The 24,089-nt window shown below is 45.2% G+C and carries 27 protein-coding genes; 19 read left to right on the top strand and 8 right to left on the bottom strand.

Annotated features, from left to right (window positions below; all coding sequences use genetic code 11):
* Positions 1-2: 2 nt before the first annotated feature.
* A complete protein-coding gene (locus tag R7R24_RS12245) occupies positions 3-845 on the top strand; it encodes a YdcF family protein (RefSeq protein ID WP_054579234.1) in 843 nt (280 codons plus the stop codon).
* Here R7R24_RS12245 and R7R24_RS12240 read toward each other — a convergent pair.
* Positions 835-1,491: a hypothetical protein gene (locus R7R24_RS12240; protein WP_005374025.1), complete on the bottom strand. Its 657-nt coding sequence runs from the start codon at positions 1,489-1,491 to the stop codon at positions 835-837. The two genes, R7R24_RS12245 and R7R24_RS12240, sit on opposite strands and share 11 nt — an antisense overlap.
* Positions 1,492-1,739: 248 nt before the next feature.
* The gene (locus R7R24_RS12235) at positions 1,740-2,006 is read right to left on the bottom strand and encodes a DUF333 domain-containing protein (protein WP_005374023.1); all 267 of its coding nucleotides are present in this window, start codon (positions 2,004-2,006) and stop codon (positions 1,740-1,742) included.
* 277 nt (positions 2,007-2,283) lie between these two features.
* On the opposite strand from R7R24_RS12235, the gene R7R24_RS12230 reads away from it, so the two are divergent.
* Positions 2,284-2,802, top strand: coding sequence for an NUDIX hydrolase (locus R7R24_RS12230; protein ID WP_005374021.1), 519 nt, complete (start codon positions 2,284-2,286; stop codon positions 2,800-2,802).
* A 434-nt stretch (positions 2,803-3,236) separates the two neighbouring features.
* Here the strand turns inward: R7R24_RS12230 and R7R24_RS12225 are convergent, their stop codons facing one another.
* The 4 genes from R7R24_RS12225 to flgA all read right to left on the bottom strand — a co-directional run bounded on the left by R7R24_RS12225 (position 3,237) and on the right by flgA (position 5,637).
* Positions 3,237-3,983, bottom strand: a complete 747-nt coding sequence (locus R7R24_RS12225) for a lytic transglycosylase domain-containing protein (RefSeq protein WP_054579235.1) — start codon at positions 3,981-3,983, stop codon at positions 3,237-3,239.
* The gene (gene flgN, locus R7R24_RS12220; RefSeq protein ID WP_005374018.1) at positions 3,964-4,401 is read right to left on the bottom strand and encodes a flagellar export chaperone FlgN; all 438 of its coding nucleotides are present in this window, start codon (positions 4,399-4,401) and stop codon (positions 3,964-3,966) included. The genes R7R24_RS12225 and flgN overlap by 20 nt, the downstream gene beginning before the upstream one ends.
* 20 nt (positions 4,402-4,421) lie before the next feature.
* The gene (gene flgM, locus R7R24_RS12215) at positions 4,422-4,703 is read right to left on the bottom strand and encodes a flagellar biosynthesis anti-sigma factor FlgM (protein WP_005374016.1); all 282 of its coding nucleotides are present in this window, start codon (positions 4,701-4,703) and stop codon (positions 4,422-4,424) included.
* 136 nt (positions 4,704-4,839) lie between these two features.
* A complete protein-coding gene (flgA, locus tag R7R24_RS12210) occupies positions 4,840-5,637 on the bottom strand; it encodes a flagellar basal body P-ring formation chaperone FlgA (protein ID WP_054579236.1) in 798 nt (265 codons plus the stop codon).
* A 77-nt stretch (positions 5,638-5,714) separates the two neighbouring features.
* Between flgA and flgB the strand changes: the two genes are divergently transcribed.
* The 12 genes from flgB to R7R24_RS12150 are packed head-to-tail and all read left to right on the top strand — an operon-like array spanning position 5,715 to position 15,705.
* Positions 5,715-6,077, top strand: coding sequence for a flagellar basal body rod protein FlgB (gene flgB / locus R7R24_RS12205; protein WP_005374013.1), 363 nt, complete (start codon positions 5,715-5,717; stop codon positions 6,075-6,077).
* A 2-nt stretch (positions 6,078-6,079) separates the two neighbouring features.
* Complete coding sequence (gene flgC, locus R7R24_RS12200; RefSeq protein WP_005374012.1) at positions 6,080-6,514, top strand: flagellar basal body rod protein FlgC; 435 nt, start codon at positions 6,080-6,082, stop codon at positions 6,512-6,514.
* Positions 6,514-7,197, top strand: a complete 684-nt coding sequence (gene flgD, locus R7R24_RS12195) for a flagellar hook assembly protein FlgD (RefSeq protein WP_005384410.1) — start codon at positions 6,514-6,516, stop codon at positions 7,195-7,197. The genes flgC and flgD overlap by 1 nt, the downstream gene beginning before the upstream one ends.
* A 27-nt stretch (positions 7,198-7,224) precedes the next feature.
* The gene (gene flgE, locus R7R24_RS12190) at positions 7,225-8,421 is read left to right on the top strand and encodes a flagellar hook protein FlgE (protein WP_017635110.1); all 1,197 of its coding nucleotides are present in this window, start codon (positions 7,225-7,227) and stop codon (positions 8,419-8,421) included.
* A 12-nt stretch (positions 8,422-8,433) separates the two neighbouring features.
* Positions 8,434-9,165, top strand: a complete 732-nt coding sequence (flgF, locus tag R7R24_RS12185; protein ID WP_005374009.1) for a flagellar basal-body rod protein FlgF — start codon at positions 8,434-8,436, stop codon at positions 9,163-9,165.
* Between the two features lie 24 nt (positions 9,166-9,189).
* Complete coding sequence (flgG, locus tag R7R24_RS12180) at positions 9,190-9,975, top strand: flagellar basal-body rod protein FlgG (protein ID WP_005374008.1); 786 nt, start codon at positions 9,190-9,192, stop codon at positions 9,973-9,975.
* Between the two features lie 32 nt (positions 9,976-10,007).
* Entirely contained in the window at positions 10,008-10,679 is a 672-nt protein-coding gene (flgH, locus tag R7R24_RS12175; RefSeq protein ID WP_017635111.1) for a flagellar basal body L-ring protein FlgH, read from the top strand.
* The gene (locus R7R24_RS12170) at positions 10,664-11,800 is read left to right on the top strand and encodes a flagellar basal body P-ring protein FlgI (RefSeq protein WP_086026720.1); all 1,137 of its coding nucleotides are present in this window, start codon (positions 10,664-10,666) and stop codon (positions 11,798-11,800) included. Before flgH ends, R7R24_RS12170 begins: the two co-directional genes overlap by 16 nt.
* A gap of 10 nt (positions 11,801-11,810) precedes the next feature.
* Complete coding sequence (locus tag R7R24_RS12165) at positions 11,811-12,359, top strand: rod-binding protein (RefSeq protein WP_005374002.1); 549 nt, start codon at positions 11,811-11,813, stop codon at positions 12,357-12,359.
* A complete protein-coding gene (flgK, locus tag R7R24_RS12160) occupies positions 12,360-13,733 on the top strand; it encodes a flagellar hook-associated protein FlgK (RefSeq protein ID WP_005374000.1) in 1,374 nt (457 codons plus the stop codon).
* Positions 13,734-13,746: 13 nt separating this feature from the next.
* Positions 13,747-14,646, top strand: coding sequence for a flagellar hook-associated protein FlgL (gene flgL / locus R7R24_RS12155; RefSeq protein WP_005373998.1), 900 nt, complete (start codon positions 13,747-13,749; stop codon positions 14,644-14,646).
* 18 nt (positions 14,647-14,664) lie between these two features.
* On the top strand, positions 14,665-15,705 hold the full coding sequence (locus R7R24_RS12150; RefSeq protein WP_005373996.1) for a flagellin: 1,041 nt from the start codon (positions 14,665-14,667) through the stop codon (positions 15,703-15,705).
* Between the two features lie 88 nt (positions 15,706-15,793).
* On the opposite strand, the gene R7R24_RS12145 is transcribed toward R7R24_RS12150, so the two are convergent.
* Complete coding sequence (locus R7R24_RS12145) at positions 15,794-18,457, bottom strand: DUF2339 domain-containing protein (RefSeq protein ID WP_054579237.1); 2,664 nt, start codon at positions 18,455-18,457, stop codon at positions 15,794-15,796.
* Between the two features lie 440 nt (positions 18,458-18,897).
* Between R7R24_RS12145 and R7R24_RS12140 the strand changes: the two genes are divergently transcribed.
* From R7R24_RS12140 to R7R24_RS12125, 4 genes are all read left to right on the top strand, one after another.
* The gene (locus tag R7R24_RS12140) at positions 18,898-20,697 is read left to right on the top strand and encodes a cation:proton antiporter (protein ID WP_005388694.1); all 1,800 of its coding nucleotides are present in this window, start codon (positions 18,898-18,900) and stop codon (positions 20,695-20,697) included.
* Between the two features lie 238 nt (positions 20,698-20,935).
* A complete protein-coding gene (gene fni, locus R7R24_RS12135; protein ID WP_318119499.1) occupies positions 20,936-21,955 on the top strand; it encodes a type 2 isopentenyl-diphosphate Delta-isomerase in 1,020 nt (339 codons plus the stop codon).
* Positions 21,956-22,149: 194 nt separating this feature from the next.
* Positions 22,150-22,413 (top strand): DUF3012 domain-containing protein, encoded by a 264-nt coding sequence (locus R7R24_RS12130; protein WP_005373992.1) that lies wholly within the window; start codon positions 22,150-22,152, stop codon positions 22,411-22,413.
* Between the two features lie 252 nt (positions 22,414-22,665).
* Complete coding sequence (locus R7R24_RS12125) at positions 22,666-23,064, top strand: GFA family protein (protein WP_054579239.1); 399 nt, start codon at positions 22,666-22,668, stop codon at positions 23,062-23,064.
* Between the two features lie 93 nt (positions 23,065-23,157).
* Here the strand turns inward: R7R24_RS12125 and R7R24_RS12120 are convergent, their stop codons facing one another.
* On the bottom strand, positions 23,158-23,508 hold the full coding sequence (locus R7R24_RS12120; protein WP_054579240.1) for a rhodanese-like domain-containing protein: 351 nt from the start codon (positions 23,506-23,508) through the stop codon (positions 23,158-23,160).
* Between the two features lie 267 nt (positions 23,509-23,775).
* On the opposite strand from R7R24_RS12120, the gene R7R24_RS12115 reads away from it, so the two are divergent.
* A complete protein-coding gene (locus tag R7R24_RS12115) occupies positions 23,776-24,066 on the top strand; it encodes a co-chaperone GroES (RefSeq protein ID WP_005373989.1) in 291 nt (96 codons plus the stop codon).
* Positions 24,067-24,089: the final 23 nt, after the last annotated feature.

Below are 24,089 nucleotides of genomic sequence, written 5' to 3'. Positions count from 1 at the left end.
AAATGAAGTTAGACAACATCGTCATCGTTTTAGGTAAACGCCTCGTCAATAACAGGTTGACCTCTGAGGGCATAACCAGAGTCGAAGCTTTGTCTTGTAGGACTGCATCACTACCGATAGAGCGAACGGTGATTGTTTTTTGTGGCGGAGTAACGCAAGGACAAAGTGTTTCTGAAGCAGAGGCGATGTACGCGTATTTTAGAACCCTAAACGCAGACTCTGTGAATCCGTTCCCTGAACGTCATATACTCTTAGAAACGGAGTCGTTGAACACGTTTCAAAACATGCGTTATGTTTCCCAAGTTTTGTGCAAAAGTGGGTTGTTCGAGTTATGGTTGGGGCATCCGGTTGAGGTTATCTTGCTGTCTAATGACTACCACCTCGAACGAATCATTGATATCCAGAATTTGATGGATGAGCAAGGCTTATTACGAGTACTTAAATCCGATTGCGAATCCATGGGGGTGACCCTCAATATTCCACTGGATATCAGCAAACATATTAGCGTGCCATACCCACATAAAGGGCTTATGGCGGACACATTCTTGCTACTCGATGAACTCACAACCTACCGAGTTTATTTAGAAGGGGTCAAGCATGGCGTATTTTTCCGAGATTTATCAATTGTCCGAAAAAAGCCACTTATGATCGCAAGAGATACTATTCACAAATTGCTCTCTTTACCGCTCGATAAAGAGGCTTTGCAACATATTGAAGAAATGAAAAAGGCCGTCGAAATGACGGCCTTGGATGAATCTGTAGGTGCTGCGGAAAAGGCATTAAGTATCTTCCATCCGATACTGACGGCATTGAACCGTCGCTTTGACCCAGAGTCTATTCATTAAGCTCGCGTTTTGTGCGGACGGCGCTTAATGCGATCAAACAGTAGCAAAGCAGTTCTATACCTTCTTCTGAGATATTTTTAACATCACGGATGTAATTTTCGTCCATCACTTGTTGCCAAAAACTACCCATACCATACAAACGAGAGAAGACTAATAATAGCATTACAGCACCAACTAATAGCTTCATATGTGGCACCGTTAAAATGGTCGCCATTTCGTTCATGGTACCTTTACCACCTTGGTAAGCTTTGGCGCAAGCCAGTGCGGTGACAGCAAGTGCTGGGAAAACCCAAGAGCCATGATGAATCATGTCTGTCCAATAGTCCGTTTCGCGAATAATCAGTACTGCAAAAAATCCTGCAATCAAAATAGCCGCATGCTTTAGCTGAGGCTGTTGTTTCGATAAGCTGAAAAACGACCATGATGCAATAGCAAGCATCACAAGCTGGAGCGTTTCTGTAACGGAAAGCTCGCCAAGGCTTGATCCCAACACGACATAATCAAGACGAAGACTAAGGTTAACGAGAATACTTATAGCGACAATCATCAAGGCGTTTAAACTCGATTTATAAATAATGCGCTTTGATTTTTCAGTAACAACGTTGCTTGGGGCTGACTCGGCTTCTTTTACTATTTGTGTTTTCATCTTGCTCACCTGTCCCAGAAAATGTGGAAGAAATGTGAATTAGTGTGATCTGTGTTTGGAATTTTATTGTCCAAGTGGAAAGTTATGTCAGGGGAATGTCAAGAATAGAACACTGTTCGATATAGGGTCGATGTGCGGTAAAGTCAGAGATATGTAAAAACAACGTAAGAACACTTTGATAAATCAAATAAAAAGGAGCCCAAAGGCTCCTAGGTGATAGAGGGAAGGTGACGTATCGATAAAAATAATTAGTAGTTGTCACCCTCATTTTCTTTGTGATTCTCGCGATAGTATTCCCATTGCTCGACGCGTTCATTGTCCGACAGCACACAGTAAGTGACACGTTCGCCGTTTTCCGACACGGTATCCAGCTCACCACCTTGCTGAACACAGTATACGGCTGCGGGATTTGCAACGGAGGTATACTCAGTTGATCGGGTCGCTCCCTCGTAAGTTGAACAACCAGCCAATACCAATGTTGCAGCCATAGCCATCATTAAATTTGTCTTTTTCATTCTTTATCTCCGCATGGGGTGGGCGAGTATTGTATTGATTATAGGCAACTTTAAGAGATTATTGTCTTATCGATGTTAAAAGTAAGAGGGACGTATAAGAATTTAGATATTCTCATTTATTGCTGATTAGCACGTCACACTTCTGTTCTTGGCGTATTGTTGTGAAGGTCATATCAATCACTTCCTGACAAGCGCTCGAACGTACTTGGCCTACAACAATGATTTAAAGTGTGAAATTCGGTAATATGCGCACAAAACATTGACCGTGGTATTTTCGATGAGACATTTAAAATCGACCGTTCATCCAGACATAGAGCATTTGGATGACAAAATTGTTTTTCAGCGCAATGCAGCGCGAGCCATTGTACTTGATGGTGAAGATGTGCTGTTGCTCTATACAGAACGTTACCATGACTACACGCTACCAGGCGGTGGTATTGATGATGGTGAAGATGTCATTGCTGGATTAGTCCGTGAATTAGAGGAAGAAACGGGCGCCCAAAATATACATGGTATTAAGCCTTTCGGAATCTTTGAGGAGTTTCGTCCGTGGTACAAGGATGACGCTGACGTGATGCACATGGTGTCGTATTGTTATACATGTAAAATCGAACGTGAGCTAGGCGAAACGGCGTATGAAGATTACGAAGTTAAAAATGGAATGCGCCCGGTATGGATGAACATACACGAAGCAATTGCACACAATGAAAAAACGATGGCAGAAAGCCCGAAAAAAGGCATGAGCATTGAGCGCGAAACGTTTTTACTTCAGTTGATTTCTAAAGAATTACTATAAACAGCTAGTTTGCAGCATTACGACTTAGCTTCTGTTGGCTCTATTGTGGGCAAAGATTTTAGAGCAATAAAAAAGTCCGGACTCCCCCCCGGAACCCGGACTTATTCCAGACGCGCAAGCGAAGCGTCATCTTGATATGTTAGATTTGTTTCGAACTATGAAAACAATAGCTGTTTTACATTTAGTGTGTAAATAATTATTAGGTCTGACCATTGGTTTTCATGTTTTTTGCAAACACAATGTGACGCATATCTACCCAATTGCCAAGCGTAATTGGGGCGCTTTTTAGTAAACCACTACTCTTTCTTATCTTTGAGATACCTTACCTCAACTTTTTTGCACACGTTTGCATAGAGATCACGAGTTTTCAAATCCGCCGAACAGGATCTTGTGATTTTACGTTTCTCTGACATTGAGCTCTGTCGTAGCTTTTATCACAAATTAACTAGCGGAGGCAGTCGGCTAAAGTCGACCAGCGGTTGTGAAATCATAGGAGCGTCTGGAGCAAATAAGAGTAAAGGTTGAAATGATGAGGATTGTAACTGACCGATATCTATCAACTTTTCCAATGCATAGAAGCGGCTGACATATTGGCGAGTCTCGTTAGGCAGCGTGAGTTGTTGGAAATCTCGACTTCCTGCTCGCTGAATAGCACGTGCAACACGTCCTTCTCCGGCATTGTATGCAGCTAAAGTGAGAGCCATATTTTGATCGAATTTGTTGTATAAAAACGCCAGGTACTTGAGCGCGGCCGTTGTGCTGGCTTCTGTGTCAAAGCGATCGTCTTGTTTTGTATTTATCGTTAATCCGAATCGTTTCGCTGTGGTTGGTATCAATTGCCAAAGTCCGGCGGCGTTAGCATGAGAAACGGCTTTGGGATTGTAAGAAGACTCTAACATTGGCACTAAGGCTAGGCTATTTGGTAATGAGTGGTTTTGAAGCTGTTTGAAAATGTGGTTAATTACCGGTTTGGATGAATCGAGACGCTTGGCAATTTGTGGCTTGTATGGGGCTAATACTTGATACTGCGTTTGAATATCGACAGCATTTGGTTTTGCCTGGCATGTGAATGGAAGGTAGGACAGAAAGGCAATAAAAATAAAAAGGCCTACAGTACTCAGCCGAGATGGCGACTGAATCTGTAGGCAAGACGAACATCGTTTAGAACGATTTATCTTCATAAGTGTGTTGCACAGGTTGTTTGAGTTGACTGACCAACTCATGGAACGCCGCAGAGCTGTGGCCATTGCTCTGATTGTATTGTTGGCACTGACTTACCAACGTTTCCAATAGCGCCCATTGTTTTCTAGCTTGCATACCTATTTGGGCAGGCAAAGCATTGAAAATTCGTTTTACGCTGGCGTCATTACACGCTAACCCCAGCGCTCGCATACACTGGCTTCTGTCATTGGCGGAGCGGCTGAGTTTATTGAGTATCGGCATTTGTTTCTGAACATTGTCGTTCAGTGCCTCTCCATCAAACTTTAAGTACAATACCTTTTGCTGCTGCAGCAAAGGAAGCAGTTGTTGATAAAGCTTAATATCCTCAGATATAGAGCGAACAAATTGTTGAATTCGCTGCGATACTGCGCTTGCCATGATGTCTTCCTAGCGTTTTATTACTCGTGACCTGTATGGAACTGCATGATTGCCTTGGATAGCACTTTTGTATCTAGGCTAAGTTCACCACGCGCTAATGCGTTGCGTACTTGTTCTACTTTTTCCATATCAACATCAGGTAGTGATGCCATTTCAGCTTGAGCGCGATCTATCGCTACGGTATTCGCTTGAAATGCAGGCTCGTGTACTTTGCTCTGTTCGACGACGTCGACAGGCTGTTTGCTTGCTTGCTGTAATTTTGTTTGTGGGACATGACCGCCCGCGACTTTGTCGATTTTCATGCTGTGGTCCTCATCATCATGTTCTAAATTAAGTAGGCGGTTAGAATGTGATAAACATTAAATATTTTTTTTGTACTCGAAGTTCAGTGTTACTGACGAGAGCCAAAATTAAAAAATGTTACCCCGAGTCAAAAAATCAAAATTGAGTATGAACTTGGTTTAATCCAGTTACGACTGCTCTTATGACCTTGCCCGAACTTGGGTTTTCCACGTCAATTTGTTGCCCTTTCGCTCCATCTTCTAAGGCGACTCCTTTTGTGCTGGCACTAAATCCATTTTTGCTCGCAATGACTATGACTTCATTGCCTTTCTCGATTAGAGGTGGGGCCGACAAATTGGATGGATTAACCACTTGTCCAGCCCGCAAACGACGAGAGGTTTCTAAGCCTACTGCTTGCTCGGGGCGAGTATAAAAATCGTCTTGGCGAGAGATGGTTCGGGTTTCAAGCTTTATGTGTTTAGCCGTTACGACTTCATTTCGGCCAACCGTGGTTGTCGCGACCAAAACAGGCAGAGTCAGCGAAGACTTTATCGTAACGTTAATTCGCCATGGTGATGCGATATTGTCGCAGCTGACTGAGCGCTTGAGGTTACCGACTGGCAACGTGTTGTTGTCACGACCTGTGATAACTAAAGGAGATTCACATTCTGGCAAGTGATTGGCGGAACCGGGCACCCACATGTCGAAGTCTAGTTTGTACTCCCCCCACTGATTGGAGAGCGCTACGCGATCCACCTCTTGTTCGAAATCCGTTGCTACAACGGACCTTATCTCTTCAACGCTTAGGGTTTTGTCATTGGTGTTGGCGAATGCTTGTTCTGATGTCAAAGCGAGTAACGTCAGCATTATTGTTGAGGAAGTGGACACTTTCCTCTTGTTTTTAATGCTTTCCGAGAGCCGGAAGTTTGGCTTCCATCCTTGTTTGTAAATCATTGATATATATAGCTATTTTTTATGGCACGTATCTTGTTTGTATGTTGGCGTATTCGAGCCAACTGTAAGGAAGATGCATGGCGATCACATTTGAAAATGCTTTAGGAGTACATCCAGAGGCACTTAATTTTCGCGTTCAGCGTACCAAAGTCCTCGCCAGTAACCTAGCAAATGTTGACACCCCTGGGTATTTGGCGAAAGACCTAAGTTTCACCACCGTAATGAACCAAGTAACGGCAGGTGGTGTGAACAAACCGGTGCCAAAGTTCCAGGTTCAGGCCCAATACTCGGTGCCTTACCAGAATAGCAAAAATGGCAACACCGTAGAGCTTGGTGTTGAACAAGCAAAATTCACGCAAAACAACATGGACTTTCAAACTAGCCTGACGTTTCTCAACATGAAATTTAATGGCTTAGCGAAAGCGATTGAGGGACGTTAATTATGTCATTCACTGATATTTACTCGATCACTGGTTCCGCGATGACAGCACAAACTGTGCGTCTTAATACGGTAGCCAGTAACTTAGCAAACGCAGATGCAGTATCTGCAAATCCAGAAGATGCTTATAAAGCGCTTAAGCCAGTATTTGCGACTGTGTACCAAAAAACGCAAATGACAACAGAAAATGGAGCTTATCCCAATGCAGAAGTTCGCATTGTTGACGTTGTTAAAAATGCTGGAGATGCAGAGAAGCGTTTTGAGCCGAACAACCCACTGGCTAATGATGAAGGCTATGTGTTTTACCCAGATATTGATGTAGTTGCTGAAATGGCAGACATGATGTCCGCAACACGCAGCTTCGAAACGAATGTTGAAGTATTAGCCAATGTAAAAAGTATGCAGCAAGGTCTGCTTAGATTAGGGCAGGGTAGCTAATGAGTATTGCACAATACACCCCTTTATCGTCTGACGCTCCAGTAAATACAAAAGCAAAAGACAGCAACGGTATCTCACCAAACCCTAAAGACATGAACAGTGCTTCTTCATTGGAGAATGAGTTTATTTCTTTGATGGTGGCTCAAATTCAAAACCAAGACCCACTTAATCCCCTTGATGGTACGGAATACGTTGGTCAATTGGCTCAGTTCTCGCAGGTACAAAGTACCGAGAATATGTCTAAGACAATGCAACAGAGCATGGTGTTACTGGACAACATGCAAGTGCTGTCAACAGCGGGCCTTGTTGGGCAAACGGTTTACGTCAACGCGGATGAATTTCAGCTTGGTGAAGACGTACAAAACGGAAAAATCGAACTCGCTCATAGCTCAAACCAAGTCACGTTAGTTGTTAAAGATGAATTTGGACAATCAACTAAAGTGCCACTAGGTGCTCACGGTAAAGGTGACGTCGACTTTTCAATTAATCCTGAAGAACTTGGTCTTAAACCAGGCAAATACTCAGTGGCCGTAGAAGTGCAAGAAGGGCAAGCAAGTCCAAATGTGCTGATGGCAGGCACTGTTGAGCAAGTGCGCATTCCTAATACCGGTGGCGCAGCATTAGTCAATGTCCATGGCGTTGGCAACGTTCCTTTCTATCAAATCACTCAGTTTGGTGCTTAACCAAATACGGAAATCAGAGGTCTATTTATGAGTTTTAACATCGCACTAAGTGGTCTGGACGCGACCAACACAGAGCTAAACACAATCAGCCACAACATTGCCAACGCATCAACGTATGGTTTTAAAGGTGGCCGCACAGAATTCTCCGCTGTATACAACGGCATGCAACCTGGTGGTGTGGAAGTCGCGTCAATTTCACAGAACTTCGACAAAGACGGCAGTATCACAGGAACTGGCCGTGCGATGGACCTAGCTATTAATGGCGGTGGCTTTTTTGTTACTAAAGATAATATGGGTCAAATGTTGTACACACGTTCAGGTGTGTTCTCAACGGATAAGAACAACTTTGTTACGGCTAACAGCGGTGCAAAGCTTCAAGGTTACAGTGTCGATAGCAACAACAACCTAATGACAGGTTCTGTGGGTAATATTCAGGTATCGACTTCCTCACTGAATGCTAAAGCAACAGACAGCTTAGATTTTGTTGCGAACTTCGACGCAAGCGCGTCTGTTATTGATAAAGCCGTAACGCCATTCAATCCAAAAGATCCAAGCTCATTTAACTCGTCTTACACAACAAAAGTCTACGACTCATTGGGTAACTCGCACACGGTAACTCAGTACTTTACTAAGACTGCTTCTAACTCGTGGGAAGTGAACGTTCAAGTAGATGGCGGTACGACGCCAGTAGCAACTGTGCCTGTAACGTTTGGTAAAGATGGCTCGCTTTCAACACCAACTGCGCCGTTTAATGTTTCATTCCCTGCAGCAGGCGCGAACGCGATGAGTGTAGACATTAACCTGAAAGGCAGCACGCAATTTGGTGCAGCTTTTGGCGTAAGTACTAATAGTCCTAACGGTTACACATCAGGTGAACTTGCAGGTGTACGCGTTGAAGGTAACGGCATGGTTTACGCGACTTACACTAACGGCCAATCACAGCTACAAGGTCAGGTTGTTCTTGCTGATTTTGCAAACACACAAGGCTTAGCGAAAGTGAGTGGAACATCATGGACTCAAAGCTTTAGCTCAGGTGCTCCAATTATGGGTGTTCCGGGTTCAGGTACGATGGGTGACCTAACTCCGGGTGCATTAGAAGGTTCTAACGTTGACTTAACCAGCGAGCTTGTTGCTCTAATGACTGCACAACGCAACTACCAAGCAAACGCAAAGACAATTTCTACCAGCGACAAGCTTACTCAAGCTTTGTTTAACGCGGTGTAATGGGAGTTTTGCATGGATAGTTTGTTATTTACGGCAACGTCGGGTGCCAGCCGAGTTCTTAAAGCGCAGCACGTTCGTTCAAACAACTTATCAAATGCTGATACTGCGGGTTTTCGAGCGGATATGGAGCGTGTGCGTAGTGTAGAGATGCAAGGCCCAGGTTTTGATGGTCGCACTATGGTTGTGACCAACTCTGCCTCAACACGTTTCGACGCTGGCGATATTGTGAAAACAGGACGTCCGTTGGACGTTGCGGTTATGGGTGAGGGGTATCTCTCTGTAGAAACCCCAGCGGGTAACGAAGCTTACACCCGTGCAGGCAATATTCAGGTCGATACTTTTGGCGCTCTAACAATCAATGGGTTCCCTGTCCTCGGTGACAATGGTCCTTTGGTTGTGCCGGATTATCAAAAGATTGAAATCAGCGAGCGTGGTCAAGTCTCAGTGATCCCACCAGGTGGCGGCGCAGAAATTGTGGCAGGCACTTTGAAGTTGGTTAAACCGGAAATTAATCAACTGCAAAAAGAGAGCGATAGCTTGCTGCACAGCGTAGATGGCGTGCCATTCGCGGCAGATGAAACCGTGCAACTCTCTCCTGAGCACATTGAGGGCAGTAACGTATCTGCTATTGATGAATTGGTTAGTGTGATGTCGCTGACGCGCAACTTTGAAATGCAAGTTCGCATGATGAAAACGGCGGAAACTTTAGCAAAAGCTGGTAACAAATTAATGGCGGCGAGCTAAGTCTCGCCCCGCAAGGAGTAAAAAATGCATTCAGCATTATGGGTAAGTAAAACAGGCATGGCAGCGCAAGACACGAAGATGACTGCCATTTCTAACAACCTAGCAAACGTAAACACGGTTGGCTTTAAGCGTGACCGAGTTGTATTTGAAGATCTTTTCTACAGCATTCAGCGTCAACCAGGCGCTCAAGTAGACCAAGTTAACGAACTACCAAGTGGTATTCAGCTAGGTAGCGGTGTTCGCGTTGTTGGCACACAAAAAGTATTCACTCAAGGTAATACCCAAAACACAACGCAAGAGTTGGATCTTGCTGTAATGGGTCAGGGTTTCTTTCAAATAGAAAACTCGGACGGACAGATCATGTATACACGTAATGGTCAGTTCCATAGAAACTCAGAAGGCTTAATGGTGAACAGTCAGGGCCTGCCTTTAGAGCCTCAAATCCAGATCCCAGACAATGCGGTCTCTTTCTCTGTGGGTGTTGATGGCACCGTGACTACAACAACAGCAGACGATCCAACACCTCAGCAGCTTGGTCAAATTACACTTGCAAAATTCATCAATCCAGCAGGCTTAGAGGCCATGGGTGGCAACTTATTCCGTGAAACGGAAGCCAGCGGTCCAGCTGATGAGCTGATTGCAGGAGCTGATGGTGCCGGCATTATCAAGCAAGGTGCACTGGAAGGGTCAAACGTACAAGTAGTAGAAGAGATGGTCGACATGATCACCACTCAACGTGCGTATGAGATGAATGCGAAAGTGGTCTCTGCTGCAGATGACATGCTGAAGTTTGTTTCGCAATCAATGTAAGTATGAAATTGGTGATGATGAAGGAAAAAGCAATGAAATGGCTTTCTAAGAGTTGGGCAGTAGCCGCCGTGTTGCTGGTGGGATGTGCTGGCCGTCAGGAATTTATTCCGCCTGAGCCGAATGCTGAGGAATATGCACCACCAACGCTCGATTACACGCTGCCGGAAACCCAATCTGGTAGCCTTTATCGTCACCAATACACGATGACCCTGTTTCAGGATCGTCGTGCTTACCGAGTTGGCGATGTATTAACGGTTCAATTATCAGAAGAAACCTCATCGAGTAAAAATGCGGGTACTAAGTTCGGTAAAAGTTCAGCAATTAACTTTGTGGCTCCGACCATAGGCACGAAAACTATCGATGAGTTAGGGGTTAGCGTGGATGGCAAACGTAACTTCGATGGCAGTGCATCAAGTTCACAAGGCAACAAGCTTCAAGGTGCCATTACGGTAACGGTACACGAAGTATTACCTAATGGCGTATTGCGTATCAGCGGTGAAAAATGGCTTCGTCTGAATCAAGGCGACGAGTTTATTCGTCTAACCGGTATCGTCCGTGTGGATGATATTAACCGCAGTAACCAAGTTTCTTCTCAACGAATTGCTGATGCAAGAATTACCTACGCAGGTCGCGGAGCGCTAGCTGACAGCAACGCAGCCGGGTGGCTAACTCAGTTCTTCAACAGCCCATGGGTACCTTTCTAATGAAGACAATGCAATCTTTCTTTATGTCTCTCCTATTGGTGTTGACCTTGGGACTACCAGGCACTTCACGTGCTGAAGCGGAAATTCCGATCATGGACTTGGTCGATGTTCGCGGCATTCGAGAAAACCAACTGGTTGGTTATGGTTTGGTAGTTGGCTTAGCCGGCCAAGGTGACCGAAACCAAGTGAAATTTACCTCTCAATCTATTACCAACATGCTACGTCAGTTTGGGGTTCAAATTGATGACAGTATGAACCCTAAGCTACGAAATGTGGCTTCTGTGAGTGTGACAGCGTCCGTTGACCCAATGGCAGGCCCAGGACAAACGTTGGATGTGGTTGTGTCTTCAATCGGTGATGCAAAGAGCCTTCGCGGTGGTACGTTATTGCTAACGCCTTTACGTGGTATTGATGGCGAAGTGTACGCGATTGCGCAAGGTAACGTGGTTGTGGGCGGCTTATCTGCAGAGGGGCGAAGTGGCTCCAAAGTAGAAGTAAACACACCAACGGCGGGTCGCGTTCCGAATGGTGCGACTTTAGAGAGAGAAATCAAAACCGATTTCAACCAACGTGATGAAATCACCCTAAACCTGCGCAAGCCTAGCTTCACTACAGCAAAAAATATTGCGCGTGAAATTAACAACACTTTTGGGCCTAACGTTGCAGTTGCGATCAATAAAGCGCGCATTGATATGCGTGCACCAAAAGATACACAGCAGCGTGTCGTCATGATGTCGATGCTTGAAGAAATGAGCGTCGTTGAAGGCCGTAAACCTGCTCGTATTGTCTTTAACTCTCGCACTGGCACCGTAGTGATCGGTAAGAGTGTCAAAGTGAGTGAAGCAGCAGTAAGTCACGGTAACTTGACCGTGCGAATTTCTGAGTCACAACAAGTTAGTCAGCCTAATGCGTTTGCAAATGGCGATACGAAAGTCGTTAACCAAACGGACCTTGATGTGAATGAAGATCTCGCTCAGATGGTGATTTGGCCTCCAGGCACGGAACTTAACACCATAGTTAATGCGGTAAATAGTTTAGGTGCCACGCCTACAGACTTGATGTCTATCCTGCAAGCTTTGAGTGAAGCAGGTGCATTGAACGCTGAATTGGTCGTGATATAAGGAGTTAAGGATGAAGCTAGACAGTACCAATGAACAAACTCAGTTAAATTCGATGCTTTATCACGACAATAGTGCATTGGCTAACATCAAGCATAGTCGTGATCAAGAAGGCGCACTTGAAGTCGTCGCAGGTCAATTTGAGGCAATGTTCCTACAAATGGTGTTACGCCAAATGCGCAGCAGTAGTGATGCTCTTGCTGATAAAGACAGCCCGTTCGCCAGTCAGCAACAAGGGGTATTCCGTGATATGTATGACGGTCAGCTGGCGATGGAACTAGCAAAGAAACAGAGCTCAGGCATTGCCAATATGCTCATCCAGCAGCTGAGCCCGTCTATGCGTGAGGTTGCTTTCGATGCTGCGCGCAACATCTCATCCGCTAACGATGGTAAAGCTTCGAATTCTGAATCTATCTCACAAGTAGATTCTAAAGAGGTGGAGAAGAATTCAAGCCTATTTAATACCGCTTCTCAAGCCGTCGCCTCTGTTAAACAGGTATTCGGTGAGGCCGGTATGACTACCGCGTTTTCTCAGCCGTTGATCAGAAAAATGGAGCTGTAAATGAACCTAGTTAATATTGCCCTTTCAGGTTTAGGCGCGAACCGTGTGGCCCTAGACGTAACCGCGCAAAACGTGGCAAACGTGAATACCGTGGGTTACAGTCGTCAACAAGCGTTGATGGCGTCTGTCGATGATGGTAAAGCCAATCGCTTAAGTCCAGGTTTAGGGGTAGAAGTCACTAGCATTCGCCGCGTTACTGATCAATTTCTGATTAAGCAAACGTGGTCGACTAACAGTATGGCGGCATACGCATCTGGATACACCAGTAACATGAGTCAGCTGGAGAATACGCTTGGTGCCGATGGTTTCAGTATATCGGCTGGCTTGGACTCACTAAACGCCGCGCTTAACGATGCGACCGTTAAGCCAGAATCCATACCCTACCGCCAGCAGATCATTAACGAATCTGAAGCTTTGGCCCGCCGTTTTAATACGCTTACCGAGTCTTTATACAATCAACATAAAGACATGAGCGACCAACGTAATGCAGCGCTTAACCACGCGAATAGCCTTATGGAAAATATCGCGAAGGTGAACAAGCAACTGGTAGAGATGCAAGGTACAGGTGGTAACCCATCACAGTTAATGGATGAACGAGATAGGTTAATCGGTGAGTTATCTCAAACCATTGAAATCAAAACAACACAGCAGCATGACGGCAGTGTTCAGGTCACACTAACCTCTGGTCAACCGCTTGTGATGGGTACGGACCATGGCAAACTGGAAGCCATTCCTGACCCGAGTGATCCTTACTTGGCGGACTTACACGTCACGTTCTCGAATCAAAGCTTTGCGATTGGTGACTCGCTTGGTGGCAAATTAGGTGCGATTAATGACTATCAAACCGAAGTGTTGAAACCAAACCAACTGGCTCTGAATGACATGGCGAAAGCTCTCGCGGATGAATACAACGCCGTGCTTGCGACTGGCAAAGACTTAAATGGCAACCCAGGTAAACCTTTGTTCAGCTATGACCCAGCAAACCCTGCAGCCAGTTTGGATATTACCAAGCTAACTCCAGATGAGCTTGCGTTCTCAAGTGATGGAACACCTGGTAACGCAGATGCGTTGCAATCATTGATCGAGTTAAGCAACAAGCCAGTGGCGGTATCAGGTTACGGCTCAGTAAGCTTGAACGATGCCTTTAGTTCAATGGTGGGTCAAACCGCAATTAAAGCACGCCAAGCTAATGCTGATTATCAAGCGAAGTTAGCCATGAACAAGCAAGCGCACGCAGCTCGCGATAATGTTAGTTCCGTAAACAGCGATGAAGAAGCGGCTAACCTAATGATGTTTGCTAATGCGCACAATGCCAACATGAAAGTGATCAGCACAGCAAATCAACTGCTCGATTCTATTCTGCAGTTATTCTAAGAGGAAAGTTTAGATGCGAATTAGTGACAATCAATTTAGTCAAATGATGTTGCACAGCTTGCAGAGCAATAGCGCGGGATTAGGCGAAGCTCTGCAACAGATGTCTACTGGCAAGCGCTTGACCAAGCTGTCTGACGATCCAATGGCTTCGATCAAGTTGCTTAACTTAGACCGAGAAACCAGTGCGATTGCTCAGTACAAAAACAACATTGAAAACGTAAAAACGACGCTATCGAGTCAAGAAACCCATTTAGATTCGATCAAAGAAAGCTTAAAAAGCATGCGAGACATCGCGCTTTGGGGTGCGAACGGCTCTCTTACTGACGAAAGTCGTGGCGGTATGATTACAGAGCTTAAGAGTTACCGTGACTCTATTGAGTCGTCTTTTAACGCGCAGGATGAAGAAGGGCACTACCTTTTCTCTGGTACTAAAACGGATACTGCGGCTGTAAGTAAAGCGAGCGGCAGCTACGTAATTGAAGGTAATAGTGACAAGCGCGTAGTAACAATTGCTAAAGGTGTCACGATGGATTCCAATATGACTGCAAAAGAAATATTGGACCTTGGGGGAGGCCATAACGTGCTTAACCAAATTGATGCGCTGATCAAAGAGTTTGAGAGCCCTACCGCCAACTTCAGAGCTGAAGTTGAGGCGAGTATCAGCGCTATCGACGATACTTTTTCAAACGTACTAGGGACCATGACTGAGATTGGTGGTCGACACAACAACTTAGATCTTGTTGGTGGCGCGCACAGTGAAAACAAGCTGTTCGTTGACAAGGTATCTGGAGACCTCTCTGCTCTGGACTATGGTGAAGCGTCGGTACGATTGAGTAATTACATGGCCGCTTTGCAAGCAACGCAAGCAAGCTATGTGAAGATCGATGGTTTGTCGCTGTTTGACCGTTTATAAGGTTAGGAAGTTCTTTTTATGGTAATGAGTACAGTAGAGGTTAGACCCCATAGCATACGCTTAGGTGGACAAGAACAAGCCTCTATCATGCCGACCCGTTCTGCAGACTCAAGTACGGCAATTAAACCGCGTCCGGCGCAAATTCAGGCTGACACTGCGTCAGCCTACTCTGTATCTGGTATTCAGCTTACGCAGGGTCAGCAGCAAGCCACGGCGGTTCAGATCGCGTCCAAATCGCTGCAGGTGATTGGCAAAGAGCTCACGCAAATTAAACGTGGTTTGACGCAAGCTATTAATCAAGGCGTACAAAATGTTCCTGGTTTGCAGGATACATTGGTTCGTTCTAAAGCCACCATCCAAAAAGTCGTTGAGCAAGCACGTTTCGATGGCCAGAAAGTCCTAAATAACGAACTGCACTTAAAACTGGATAAAGCGGACATTCGTCGCTTTTCTATTCCAGGTTTGAATGTTCATCGCTTAAGCGACAAGGCCGAGCAAATCCGTTTGGATTTTCCTCAAGGTCAAGCGGTGATGATTCAGTTTGATGGACAATCAGACGGTGAGCGAACGGTCAAAATGCTGGATCGCAGCTTGATTGCGTTAGGAATGCGAGCCTCATTAGCCGATGATGGCAGCATTTTATTTGAAGCCAGAGACAACGCTTATCAACAAATGCAGCAAAAGGTGATGGTAACGGGGGAAGGGCACCGATTCCCTGCGGGACAGCCTAACGTTTTGAACTTAAAGTCTGAGCCAGATGGTATTGCGGAGCTCGGGTTTGATCTAGGCTCACGCGACGGCATCAAGCAGACGATTGCCAAAGTAAATCAGCATCTGAAACAAGTTCAAACGAGCTTGCAGGAAGCGAAAGCTTTTCATGGTGAACTGAATACTCAAATGCGTTCTATCCAAACCAAAACCGCACAGCTTTCAGTCAATGAGGTGAATGCAAAACTGGATGGATTCATGCAAAAGTCTGGCGAGTTTACTTCGACTTTTCAGGCATTGAATGCGCAAGCAAACGTGCGTCGTCATACCGTGGTCGCTTTACTGAAGTAACGAACACTCCAATGATTCCCGGCTTTACACTGTTATCGTCCCCCAATAACGAAAACAGCGCACTGTCGGGAATCTCTCTTTGACTCGTCTAGGGCTCGAGTGCTTTTGCCACCGAACGATTCAATTTCTGGAATAGCCATCCAAGTGCTATCAAAGATGCACCTAAGCCTAAGAAGCTTATTGCTCGCCAGAACCCATCCAGAGAGCTCACATCCCATAAGAATACTTTCAGTGCGACACAGGCAAGGACCACTAGACCGACACGCTGCATCATCAGCCCCTGTTGGGTCACGCCGCGCCAAGTCAGCAATCCACCTACGAGCAAGCCAGCCACTGAATAACTGAACAACTCTGCCATGCTGGTTGGCTGATACAGCATCATCGATGTGGTTTGCCAGAATTGACGGATAGACATCCCCAACCAAATGGCTGCAAGTAAAAAGCCTAGACTAGCAATCGCAAATCGATGAACTTGCAACGTATTCCAACGTTTAAAGGTTGCGATAAGCAGGATGCAAGCTGGTAACAGCCAGCCGATACTCAGCATGTTAAAGATGGGAAGTGCTTGTGCCGAGACGTTATCAGTCACCAACGGCGATTCTGCCGTATTAAGCAAAATAATCAATATAGCGAACGCGCACCAAAGCAAGTAACTATAGATTTCGTAGATACGGCTTAAGCGTTGCGCAAATTGGCTGCGGTAGCTGTATACCAAACCCATAACTAATGCTTGATTGGCAAAGACTGCCGCACTTGTGAAGTCGATGTGCCCCAAGTAACCATATTGCCCCGTTAACCAGTAGTTAGTTTGGGTGAACAATGCCATTAAGAATACATGTAAAAACGCCCCTTCAAACCAGTTGGTCAGTTCTCGGTCCACTTGTTTTAGTGTTGAACGAGCGTAAGACAAGATGAAGAGAGAAGGCATATAACTCACAAGAACCCAAGCCCAATGTCCAGCTTCTACCGGTTGCCATTCGGGTATGAAAGGTAGCAGCGTGAGTCGGATAACCAGTATTCCCATTGCCACTTTAATCGCCCAACTCGCAGGTCGAAATAACCCGACTTGAGCCTGTAAGGCCATTATCGCAACTTGTATTGAGATTGCTGTTGTTAACCAAGTATCGCTCAACCAAACAAAAGCGATACCTACGATTAAAGCATGCATAACGGCAGAGCATTCTAATGCCAACGAACGTGCACGCTGACCAAGCACAACATAGTAAGTGGCCATCAATGCGCAGAAGGTAGTCCAATACCACAGGTAGCCTTGCATAAATTCGTCAACATAAAGCAACGTAATTAAGCTCATCGCGGGAGCCAGTACCAGCAGAAGCAGCCCACTGAGTTGCGAACGGTCACTAAGTGATTGGCAATATGTTCGATAGCCGATCAGTGCAATACTCACCGCCAATGCGAATAGAATGCTAGCTTCTCGCTCTAACATATACAGCGCATCAAAAGCGATGGTAAGAACAATCAGCGCGGTTGCTGAGGCGAGAATAGATGGCAAAAATACACGTAATGACCAGCCTGTACGAAGTGCTGGTAGCCAGATGATCGCAACAAGCAGCGTATAACAGTACGCCATTTGTAGAGTGTTCAGCTCCGGCATTCTGGTGACGGCAGAAAAGGTCAATAAAGCAGTTGCGAGAGCGGTAGCGGTCGGCGAGTTTGTCCACTTGCTTTGATAGTGACGAAAGCGAGGATTGAGCATCCAACCCATTCTCGGAACCGCGAAAATGAGATACAAAGTGATGGAGAGATAAATCGCGAGCCACGAGAACAACCGTTCTGTTGGTACACTCTCAATCAACAGCAACATCCAAATGACATGTGGAATCGCGATACTTGGCGTAATCCATGCCCTACGCACTTTTTGCATCAATAAGGTCGCCGCGAACGAAATCGCGCAGATGTATCCGGCTAACAAAAAGTAGTTGGGTTCACTACCTCCAATCCACAGTGGTGCTGTGTAGCCACCAATTAAGCCAAGCACGGCCATTAACGGCCCTTGTCGCAATGATAATGCTAAACTGAAAAATGCCGCTGAAGCCAAAATGATCAACGAGATACTTGGCGTTAGCATTTGATAAACCACAAAGGCAAAAATGACGGTGCAGTAAATGCCCGTTAATCCCGTACCGGTAACGGCAGCAGGAACATACGTAAAGCCTTGGGCTCGTGCTGCCCGTTGCGGATTCTGTTGTTCTTTACGGTGAAACCACTCGCCAACAAGCACCATAAGTAATGAGAGCACAAAGGCAAAGGACACTCGCATAAATGGCGAAAACTGGATGTGACTACCAATTACCTGTACGAGATAACCTCCACCGATCAGCATGGCCAATGCGCCTACCCAAACCAACCAATTTTCTTGAATGTTGCTAAGCAGGCTCTGAACTTTACTCTGAAGGAATGACTCATTTTCTTGACTAAAAACATCCAGTTGCACTTCTCTTGTCTGGGCGTACCCTTGATTCGCAGCGCTCTGGTCCAAGTCTAGGTTGGCAGCTGGTTCATGTTCCCCAGAGGATGAGACATTTTTCTGTTGTGATTCTATGTGAGGTGACGTCGCTACAGATGGTGTGTCTTTTTCGATGCTGGATTGTTGGTGTACTTGTTGGTTTGAGCCCCCATGGACACTGGCTCGTAGTGATGTGACTTCCTCACGAAGTTTGGTTAGTTCTTTTTCTAAAAGTGCAGCTCGGTTGGCGGCTTTCACTCCGATGAGGATGGCGAGACACGCCATGAACAGTGCTAGTATTACGTACAATCCATTTCTCCTTGCGTACGTCGCGTGACCCACGATTCTTAACTTTGAGCACTTACGCTAAAGCTTAGTTCATGCTCTATGCCTTAGCCTCATATAGTGCTAGGTTCCACGCTTTCTTCAGAAATCATTCTACATAATGAAACTCAATGCGTAATGATGAATTCGACAAAGTCGCACACTTGTGTGCCACTTTAAGACCTGATGAACAAAAATGAGTCGTTAAGTCATTGGGGGTCAACTATATTCATAGTTCTGATGCGATCGCCAAATGACTTCAAACATGTGCGTTTCGTAGCGATGTCATCGAAGGTCAGTCGTTTGATTTGCACGTTCGGTTGTTTCTATTTGACCGTAAGGCTGAATGTATTCGGGTATAGCGCATTCACGCGAAAAAAGACAAAAACAGGTAATTATTGATGCAGGTGGGTAATGAAGCGCTGGTGCTGTCAGCGGTTGGGGTTATTGGTTTAGGTTGCCAATGGTTAGCTTGGCGATTGCGTTTGCCAGCGATTTTATTTTTGTTGTTGGCAGGGCTGATCGTCGGGCCATTTATGCAGTGGTTAAATCCTGATGAGATATTAGGTAATTTGCTCTTTCCGTTGGTTTCTTTAGCGGTGGCAGTGATTTTATTTGAAGGCAGTTTGACCTTAAATTTTAAAGAAATTCGTGGCGTGAGTGGTTCGGTATGGAGCATTGTTTCCATCGGGGCGATCATTTCGTGGGCAGCGACCAGTATCGCAACACACTATTTCCTCGGCTTTACTTGGGAGCTTGCCATGTTGTTTGGCAGCTTAACCGTAGTAACAGGGCCGACGGTCATCGTGCCACTTCTACGAACCGTAAGACCTAACAGTACGCTTGCTAACATTTTGCGATGGGAAGGGATTTTGATTGACCCGCTCGGTGCGCTTTTTGTTGTGATGGTTTACGAGTTTATCGTATCTCACAGCGCGATAAATAGCGTCGAAGTGTTTGGGACGATCATTGCTGTCGGTGTCATGCTAGGTGCGGCCTCAGGCTATGCAGTTGCGACGATCATGCGTCGCTCTTGGCTACCGGAATATTTGCAGCCATTTGCGGTTTTGATGGTGGTTCTAGGTGTATTTTCGGTCTCTAACCACATTGAGTCTGAAGCTGGGTTACTAACCGTCACCGTAATGGGTATGTGGCTCGCAAACGCTAAAGACATCAATATTCAGCAAATTCTGCATTTTAAAGAGCATTTAACCATTTTACTGATCACCGGATTGTTCATCTTCCTTGCGGCTCGAATCAGTCTGGATGATTTTGCTGCGCTAGGTAGCGGTGCGTTATTGTTGTTTGTATTTATGCAGTTAGTGTCGCGTCCGTTATCGATTTTTCTTTCAACCTTCCGCAGCAACTTGCGTCTCAAAGATAAGCTGTTTTTGTCTTGGGTTGCACCGCGCGGTATTGTTGCTGCTTCGATTTCGTCTCTTTTCGCGATCAAATTGACTGAATACGGCATTGATGAAGCGATTTTACTGGTCCCTATGACCTTCATGGTGATTATAGGAACGGTCGTGTTACAAAGTGCGACGGCACGTCCTGTAGCGCTGACGTTGGGCGTCGCAGAGCCAGCACCACGCGGCTTCTTGTTGATTGGTGCTAACCGAGTAGCAAGAGAAATAGGGCAGGCGTTGTCGCGTTATGACCGTCGCGTATTAATGACTGACTCAAACTGGGAGTACATCAGTCAGGTTCGTATGTTGGGACTGGATTACTATTACGGCAACCCTATTTCTAGTCACGCGGACGACAACTTGAACTTGATAGGAATAGGTCAAGTGGTTGCATTAACGCCCGATCAGCATTTCAACATTATGGCTTGCATGCAATTCGTCGACGAGTTTGGGGAAGATAAAGTTCACTGCTTACAAAAAGTGAAAACCAACAGCAATGGCAGCGAGAAGCACTCCGTGGCTCAGGAGTACCATGGTAAATTGCTGATGGGCGGCAATGTAAGCTATACCCAGCTAGCCAGTATGTTAAGTCGTGGTGCAGAGGTTAAACACACGAAATTGAGCGATAACTTCACGTATCAAGATTATTTAGCGCATCACAAAGGTAGTTCAGTTGTACCGCTGTTCCATGTAGAAGAAAAAGGAAAAATTCAATTCTGTGATGATCCCGAACAGTTTGAACCAACGACGACAAGCACTGTTGTGTCGCTAATTCTGTCGGACAGCGTAAAGTAAACTACAGAGCAATGTGATCCATTTGCATCATGGGTATCGTACGCTGATTATCTCAATTTGAAGAGAAACTTGCCGGCTTGTTTAAAACGGAAAGCGAGTTTCTTTTCTTATAATGTCAGGAGCAGTCGAGATTCATTACTCGTTTCGGAAAAGTAATCCGGCAAATTCACAAAATTCGCATTGACGTTACTGATAAGGATCGCAATACTGCGCGACTGTTTTACTTTAGGGTGACATTATGGCTCCGCAAACTAACCGAAAAGATTTACACCTAGATGCTGTTTTACATCATGATATGAGCATGAAGCATAAAACGGCGGGTTTTGAGTCTGTCGAGTTTGAACACTGTGCGCTGCCAGAATGTGACTTTCACGCGATCGATTTATCGACAGAGTTTCTTGGTCATCAATTAGCGCTACCGTTTTTGATTAGCTCGATGACTGGCGGAACAAAAGACGCAGAAACGATCAATTGTCGTCTAGCTGAAGCAGCAAGTGAATTAGGTATTGCCATGGGTGTGGGCTCGCAACGGATTAGCTTAGAAGAAAGTCAGCATTCGGGCTTGGGTAAAACCATTCGTGAGTTGGCGAAAGAAGTACCGTTGTATTCCAATCTTGGAGCCGCTCAATTGCTCGATAAAGGTAAACTCGATAATGCGCAACGTGCGGTTGAGGCGATTCAAGCAGATGCCTTGTTTGTGCACGTTAATCCAATGCAGGAAGCGTTTCAGAAAAATGGCGACCACAATTGGGTTGGTGTTTTCCAGGCAATTGAGATGCTTAAATCTCGCGTGAAGGTTCCTATCATTATCAAAGAAGTCGGTTTTGGTATTAGCGGACACGTTGCGCAGCGATTAATTGATGCTGGTGTGGATGCAATTGACGTTGCGGGCGCGGGTGGTACAAGCTGGAGTGCGGTTGAAGGGTATTGCCAAGACAATCCGAAAATGCAGCGTGCAGCCGAGCTTTTCCGCGATTGGGGTGTCCCTACAGCAACATGTTTGGCTCAAATCCGCGCACTGCATCCTACATTACCGTTGATCGCCTCGGGAGGTGTTCATAACGGACTTGAAGCGGCGAAAGCCATTCATTTGGGTGCTAATCTCATTGGGCAAGCTGGTGCGGTATTAAAAGCTGCGACGATCAGCACGCAGTCTGTCGTCGAACACTTTGAACAAATGGCATTAGAGCTGCGTTTAGCGTGCTTTGGTACTGGCTCTTCTATGGTTGGTGAGCTAACGAAAGCGCGCTGCCTATAGCTTTTAGAATGGCGCGCTTTACACAGAGTCGCTCAATAATTTTTCGATGTCTTAACACGTAGACTGATAATTTCGTTATAGTTGATACAAAAGTCACTTCAGCTAGTGACGCCTTTATTCAGACACTTGAATGGGCATGTGTTGAAGAGATTGAGTTTAATTTTACTATTGTTTGCAACTGGAACCTTAAATTTATGAAAAAACTAGTCATGCTGATGTTGGCGGCTTCTGCTTTGACCGCTTGTAGTGATGAAGTGGGCACTGAAGGCTGGTGTAACGACATGCGCGATAAGCCAAAAACAGAATGGACAGCAGACAACGCGGTAGACTTTGCAAAGCATTGTGTTCTGCAAGATGGTGTCGGCAGCGAGCAATGGTGTGAAAACCTGAAAGATAAGCCGAAAGGTGACTGGACTGCAAACGAAGCGACCAGCTTTACTAAACACTGCATTTTTTAAGCACAGCGGAAAGCGCCTTTTCTGAGGCGACATTCTGTGAGGTAAACACCAAGCGTTATTGCTTGGTGTTTTTGTATCTAAAATAGCTCGATTTTTCACGTGTCGAGCGCACTTCCCTCTGAATGGAATGTTTTACATTTTCGTTTCATTTTTGAAAACCTGTATTGCCTGTCTTTAATTTTTCGTATTGCAGTGGCATGGTGTCGAGATAGCCATCTAATTCAATTAGATTCATAACAAAAAGGAATTCAAATGGAAGTACTAAAAGGCTCATGTCTGTGCGGCAAGGTAAAGTTGGAAGTGGCAGATGAATTCAAGTACATGGGAAATTGCCATTGCTCTGAATGCCGCAAGTTCACAGGTTCTGACTATTCATCTGCCGGTGGTATTGCGTTGGATAAACTGCTTATTATCCAAGGGAAAGAAGATATTCAAACTTATCAGAAAAGCGAAAATACCATGCTATGCTTTTGTCGCCACTGCGGATCAAGTCTGTATTCGAAAAAGAACAATGGGATCGTCAATATTCGCCTTGGTATCTTGGATGAGACACCTTCTCACAAGCCTGATTTCCATATTTTTGTCGTGTCGAAAGCGCCGTGGCTCGAGATATCGGATAACCTGACTCAATTTGATGCAGGGCCAAAATAGAGTTGTTGTAGATAAGTATTTAGAAACAGAGCGCGTTACAATACGCTTGCGACGCGCTCTGTGCTTTTACTTTGTATATTAGGACGGAGACGACTATTTGGCGTCTTGTAGTTCTTCTAAGCCACCTGCATTGTGCAGATTCGTAAAGCCTTGCGTTTGTAAGTATTGATACGCTTTGCCAGAGCGGTTACCACTGCGACAGTACAACACGATAGCTTGATCTTTATCGACGTCTTGAAAATGTTTATCAAGTTCAGATAAAGGGAAGTTGACGGCATTATCCAAATGCCCTTCAGAAAACTCTTGCGGCGTACGCACATCGACAATCATCGCGCCCTTGTCAATCAATTGCCACCCTTGTTCAGCGCGTTCAGAAGCCGACACGTTGGGGGAGAGGAAGCCAACGCACAACGTTGCAAGAAATAGAGATACGGCCTTTTTCATTGTTTGATTATCCTTTTTAAGAGTACGTAACCACTCTAGATTTGATTGAGCATATTTTCCATCATAAAGAGATGCTAAGTAGTTGTGAATGCGATAATTCGATAGAAAATTTTATTTAATTTAATAAAAAATTTTTATCAAATTCACCTCTTGAACTCTAATTTTTCGACCTTATTATTTTCATCGAAAGCGAGCTGTCGACTCGCAAATCCATCTTGATGTTTATTTTGTCTTTTATTTTTGGTTCCAAGTAGGAGGCACTTAAAAATGAAAATTCGTCCTTTAAATGACAAGCTAATTGTTGAAAGACAAGAGGTGGAAAATAAATCTGAAGGGGGAATCGTTTTAACTTCTCAGTCGGTGAAAAAATCAAACCGCGGGAAAGTCATTGCTGTTGGTTTAGGTAAACGTCTTGAAAATGGCGAACGCGCTGCGATGGAAGTCAAAGTGGGCGACCAAATCATTTTCAATGACGGTTACGGCGTGAAAACCGAGAAAATTGACGGCGCAGAATACTTAATTCTGTCCGAATCTGATGTGTTAGCAATCGTTGAGTAATTATTTTTGTAGTAGTTTTTTGA

It is taken from the genome of Vibrio sp. 704, from assembly GCF_033339295.1.
The sequence above is the reverse complement of the archived record's forward strand: the minus strand, read 5'-3'. Positions and strand labels throughout refer to the sequence as shown.

What these genes read in the sequence shown, in the direction of transcription:
- R7R24_RS12245 (WP_054579234.1), top strand. Translation starts at nt 3, where the DNA reads ATGAAGTTAGACAACATCGTCATCGTTTTAGGTAAACGCCTCGTCAAT.
- R7R24_RS12240 (WP_005374025.1), bottom strand. Translation starts at nt 1,491, where the DNA reads ATGAAAACACAAATAGTAAAAGAAGCCGAGTCAGCCCCAAGCAACGTT.
- R7R24_RS12235 (WP_005374023.1), bottom strand. Translation starts at nt 2,006, where the DNA reads ATGAAAAAGACAAATTTAATGATGGCTATGGCTGCAACATTGGTATTG.
- R7R24_RS12230 (WP_005374021.1), top strand. Translation starts at nt 2,284, where the DNA reads ATGAGACATTTAAAATCGACCGTTCATCCAGACATAGAGCATTTGGAT.
- R7R24_RS12225 (WP_054579235.1), bottom strand. Translation starts at nt 3,983, where the DNA reads ATGAAGATAAATCGTTCTAAACGATGTTCGTCTTGCCTACAGATTCAG.
- flgN (WP_005374018.1), bottom strand. Translation starts at nt 4,401, where the DNA reads ATGGCAAGCGCAGTATCGCAGCGAATTCAACAATTTGTTCGCTCTATA.
- flgM (WP_005374016.1), bottom strand. Translation starts at nt 4,703, where the DNA reads ATGAAAATCGACAAAGTCGCGGGCGGTCATGTCCCACAAACAAAATTA.
- flgA (WP_054579236.1), bottom strand. Translation starts at nt 5,637, where the DNA reads ATGATTTACAAACAAGGATGGAAGCCAAACTTCCGGCTCTCGGAAAGC.
- flgB (WP_005374013.1), top strand. Translation starts at nt 5,715, where the DNA reads ATGGCGATCACATTTGAAAATGCTTTAGGAGTACATCCAGAGGCACTT.
- flgC (WP_005374012.1), top strand. Translation starts at nt 6,080, where the DNA reads ATGTCATTCACTGATATTTACTCGATCACTGGTTCCGCGATGACAGCA.
- flgD (WP_005384410.1), top strand. Translation starts at nt 6,514, where the DNA reads ATGAGTATTGCACAATACACCCCTTTATCGTCTGACGCTCCAGTAAAT.
- flgE (WP_017635110.1), top strand. Translation starts at nt 7,225, where the DNA reads ATGAGTTTTAACATCGCACTAAGTGGTCTGGACGCGACCAACACAGAG.
- flgF (WP_005374009.1), top strand. Translation starts at nt 8,434, where the DNA reads ATGGATAGTTTGTTATTTACGGCAACGTCGGGTGCCAGCCGAGTTCTT.
- flgG (WP_005374008.1), top strand. Translation starts at nt 9,190, where the DNA reads ATGCATTCAGCATTATGGGTAAGTAAAACAGGCATGGCAGCGCAAGAC.
- flgH (WP_017635111.1), top strand. Translation starts at nt 10,008, where the DNA reads ATGAAATGGCTTTCTAAGAGTTGGGCAGTAGCCGCCGTGTTGCTGGTG.
- R7R24_RS12170 (WP_086026720.1), top strand. Translation starts at nt 10,664, where the DNA reads ATGGGTACCTTTCTAATGAAGACAATGCAATCTTTCTTTATGTCTCTC.
- R7R24_RS12165 (WP_005374002.1), top strand. Translation starts at nt 11,811, where the DNA reads ATGAAGCTAGACAGTACCAATGAACAAACTCAGTTAAATTCGATGCTT.
- flgK (WP_005374000.1), top strand. Translation starts at nt 12,360, where the DNA reads ATGAACCTAGTTAATATTGCCCTTTCAGGTTTAGGCGCGAACCGTGTG.
- flgL (WP_005373998.1), top strand. Translation starts at nt 13,747, where the DNA reads ATGCGAATTAGTGACAATCAATTTAGTCAAATGATGTTGCACAGCTTG.
- R7R24_RS12150 (WP_005373996.1), top strand. Translation starts at nt 14,665, where the DNA reads ATGGTAATGAGTACAGTAGAGGTTAGACCCCATAGCATACGCTTAGGT.
- R7R24_RS12145 (WP_054579237.1), bottom strand. Translation starts at nt 18,457, where the DNA reads ATGGCGTGTCTCGCCATCCTCATCGGAGTGAAAGCCGCCAACCGAGCT.
- R7R24_RS12140 (WP_005388694.1), top strand. Translation starts at nt 18,898, where the DNA reads ATGCAGGTGGGTAATGAAGCGCTGGTGCTGTCAGCGGTTGGGGTTATT.
- fni (WP_318119499.1), top strand. Translation starts at nt 20,936, where the DNA reads ATGGCTCCGCAAACTAACCGAAAAGATTTACACCTAGATGCTGTTTTA.
- R7R24_RS12130 (WP_005373992.1), top strand. Translation starts at nt 22,150, where the DNA reads ATGAAAAAACTAGTCATGCTGATGTTGGCGGCTTCTGCTTTGACCGCT.
- R7R24_RS12125 (WP_054579239.1), top strand. Translation starts at nt 22,666, where the DNA reads ATGGAAGTACTAAAAGGCTCATGTCTGTGCGGCAAGGTAAAGTTGGAA.
- R7R24_RS12120 (WP_054579240.1), bottom strand. Translation starts at nt 23,508, where the DNA reads ATGAAAAAGGCCGTATCTCTATTTCTTGCAACGTTGTGCGTTGGCTTC.
- R7R24_RS12115 (WP_005373989.1), top strand. Translation starts at nt 23,776, where the DNA reads ATGAAAATTCGTCCTTTAAATGACAAGCTAATTGTTGAAAGACAAGAG.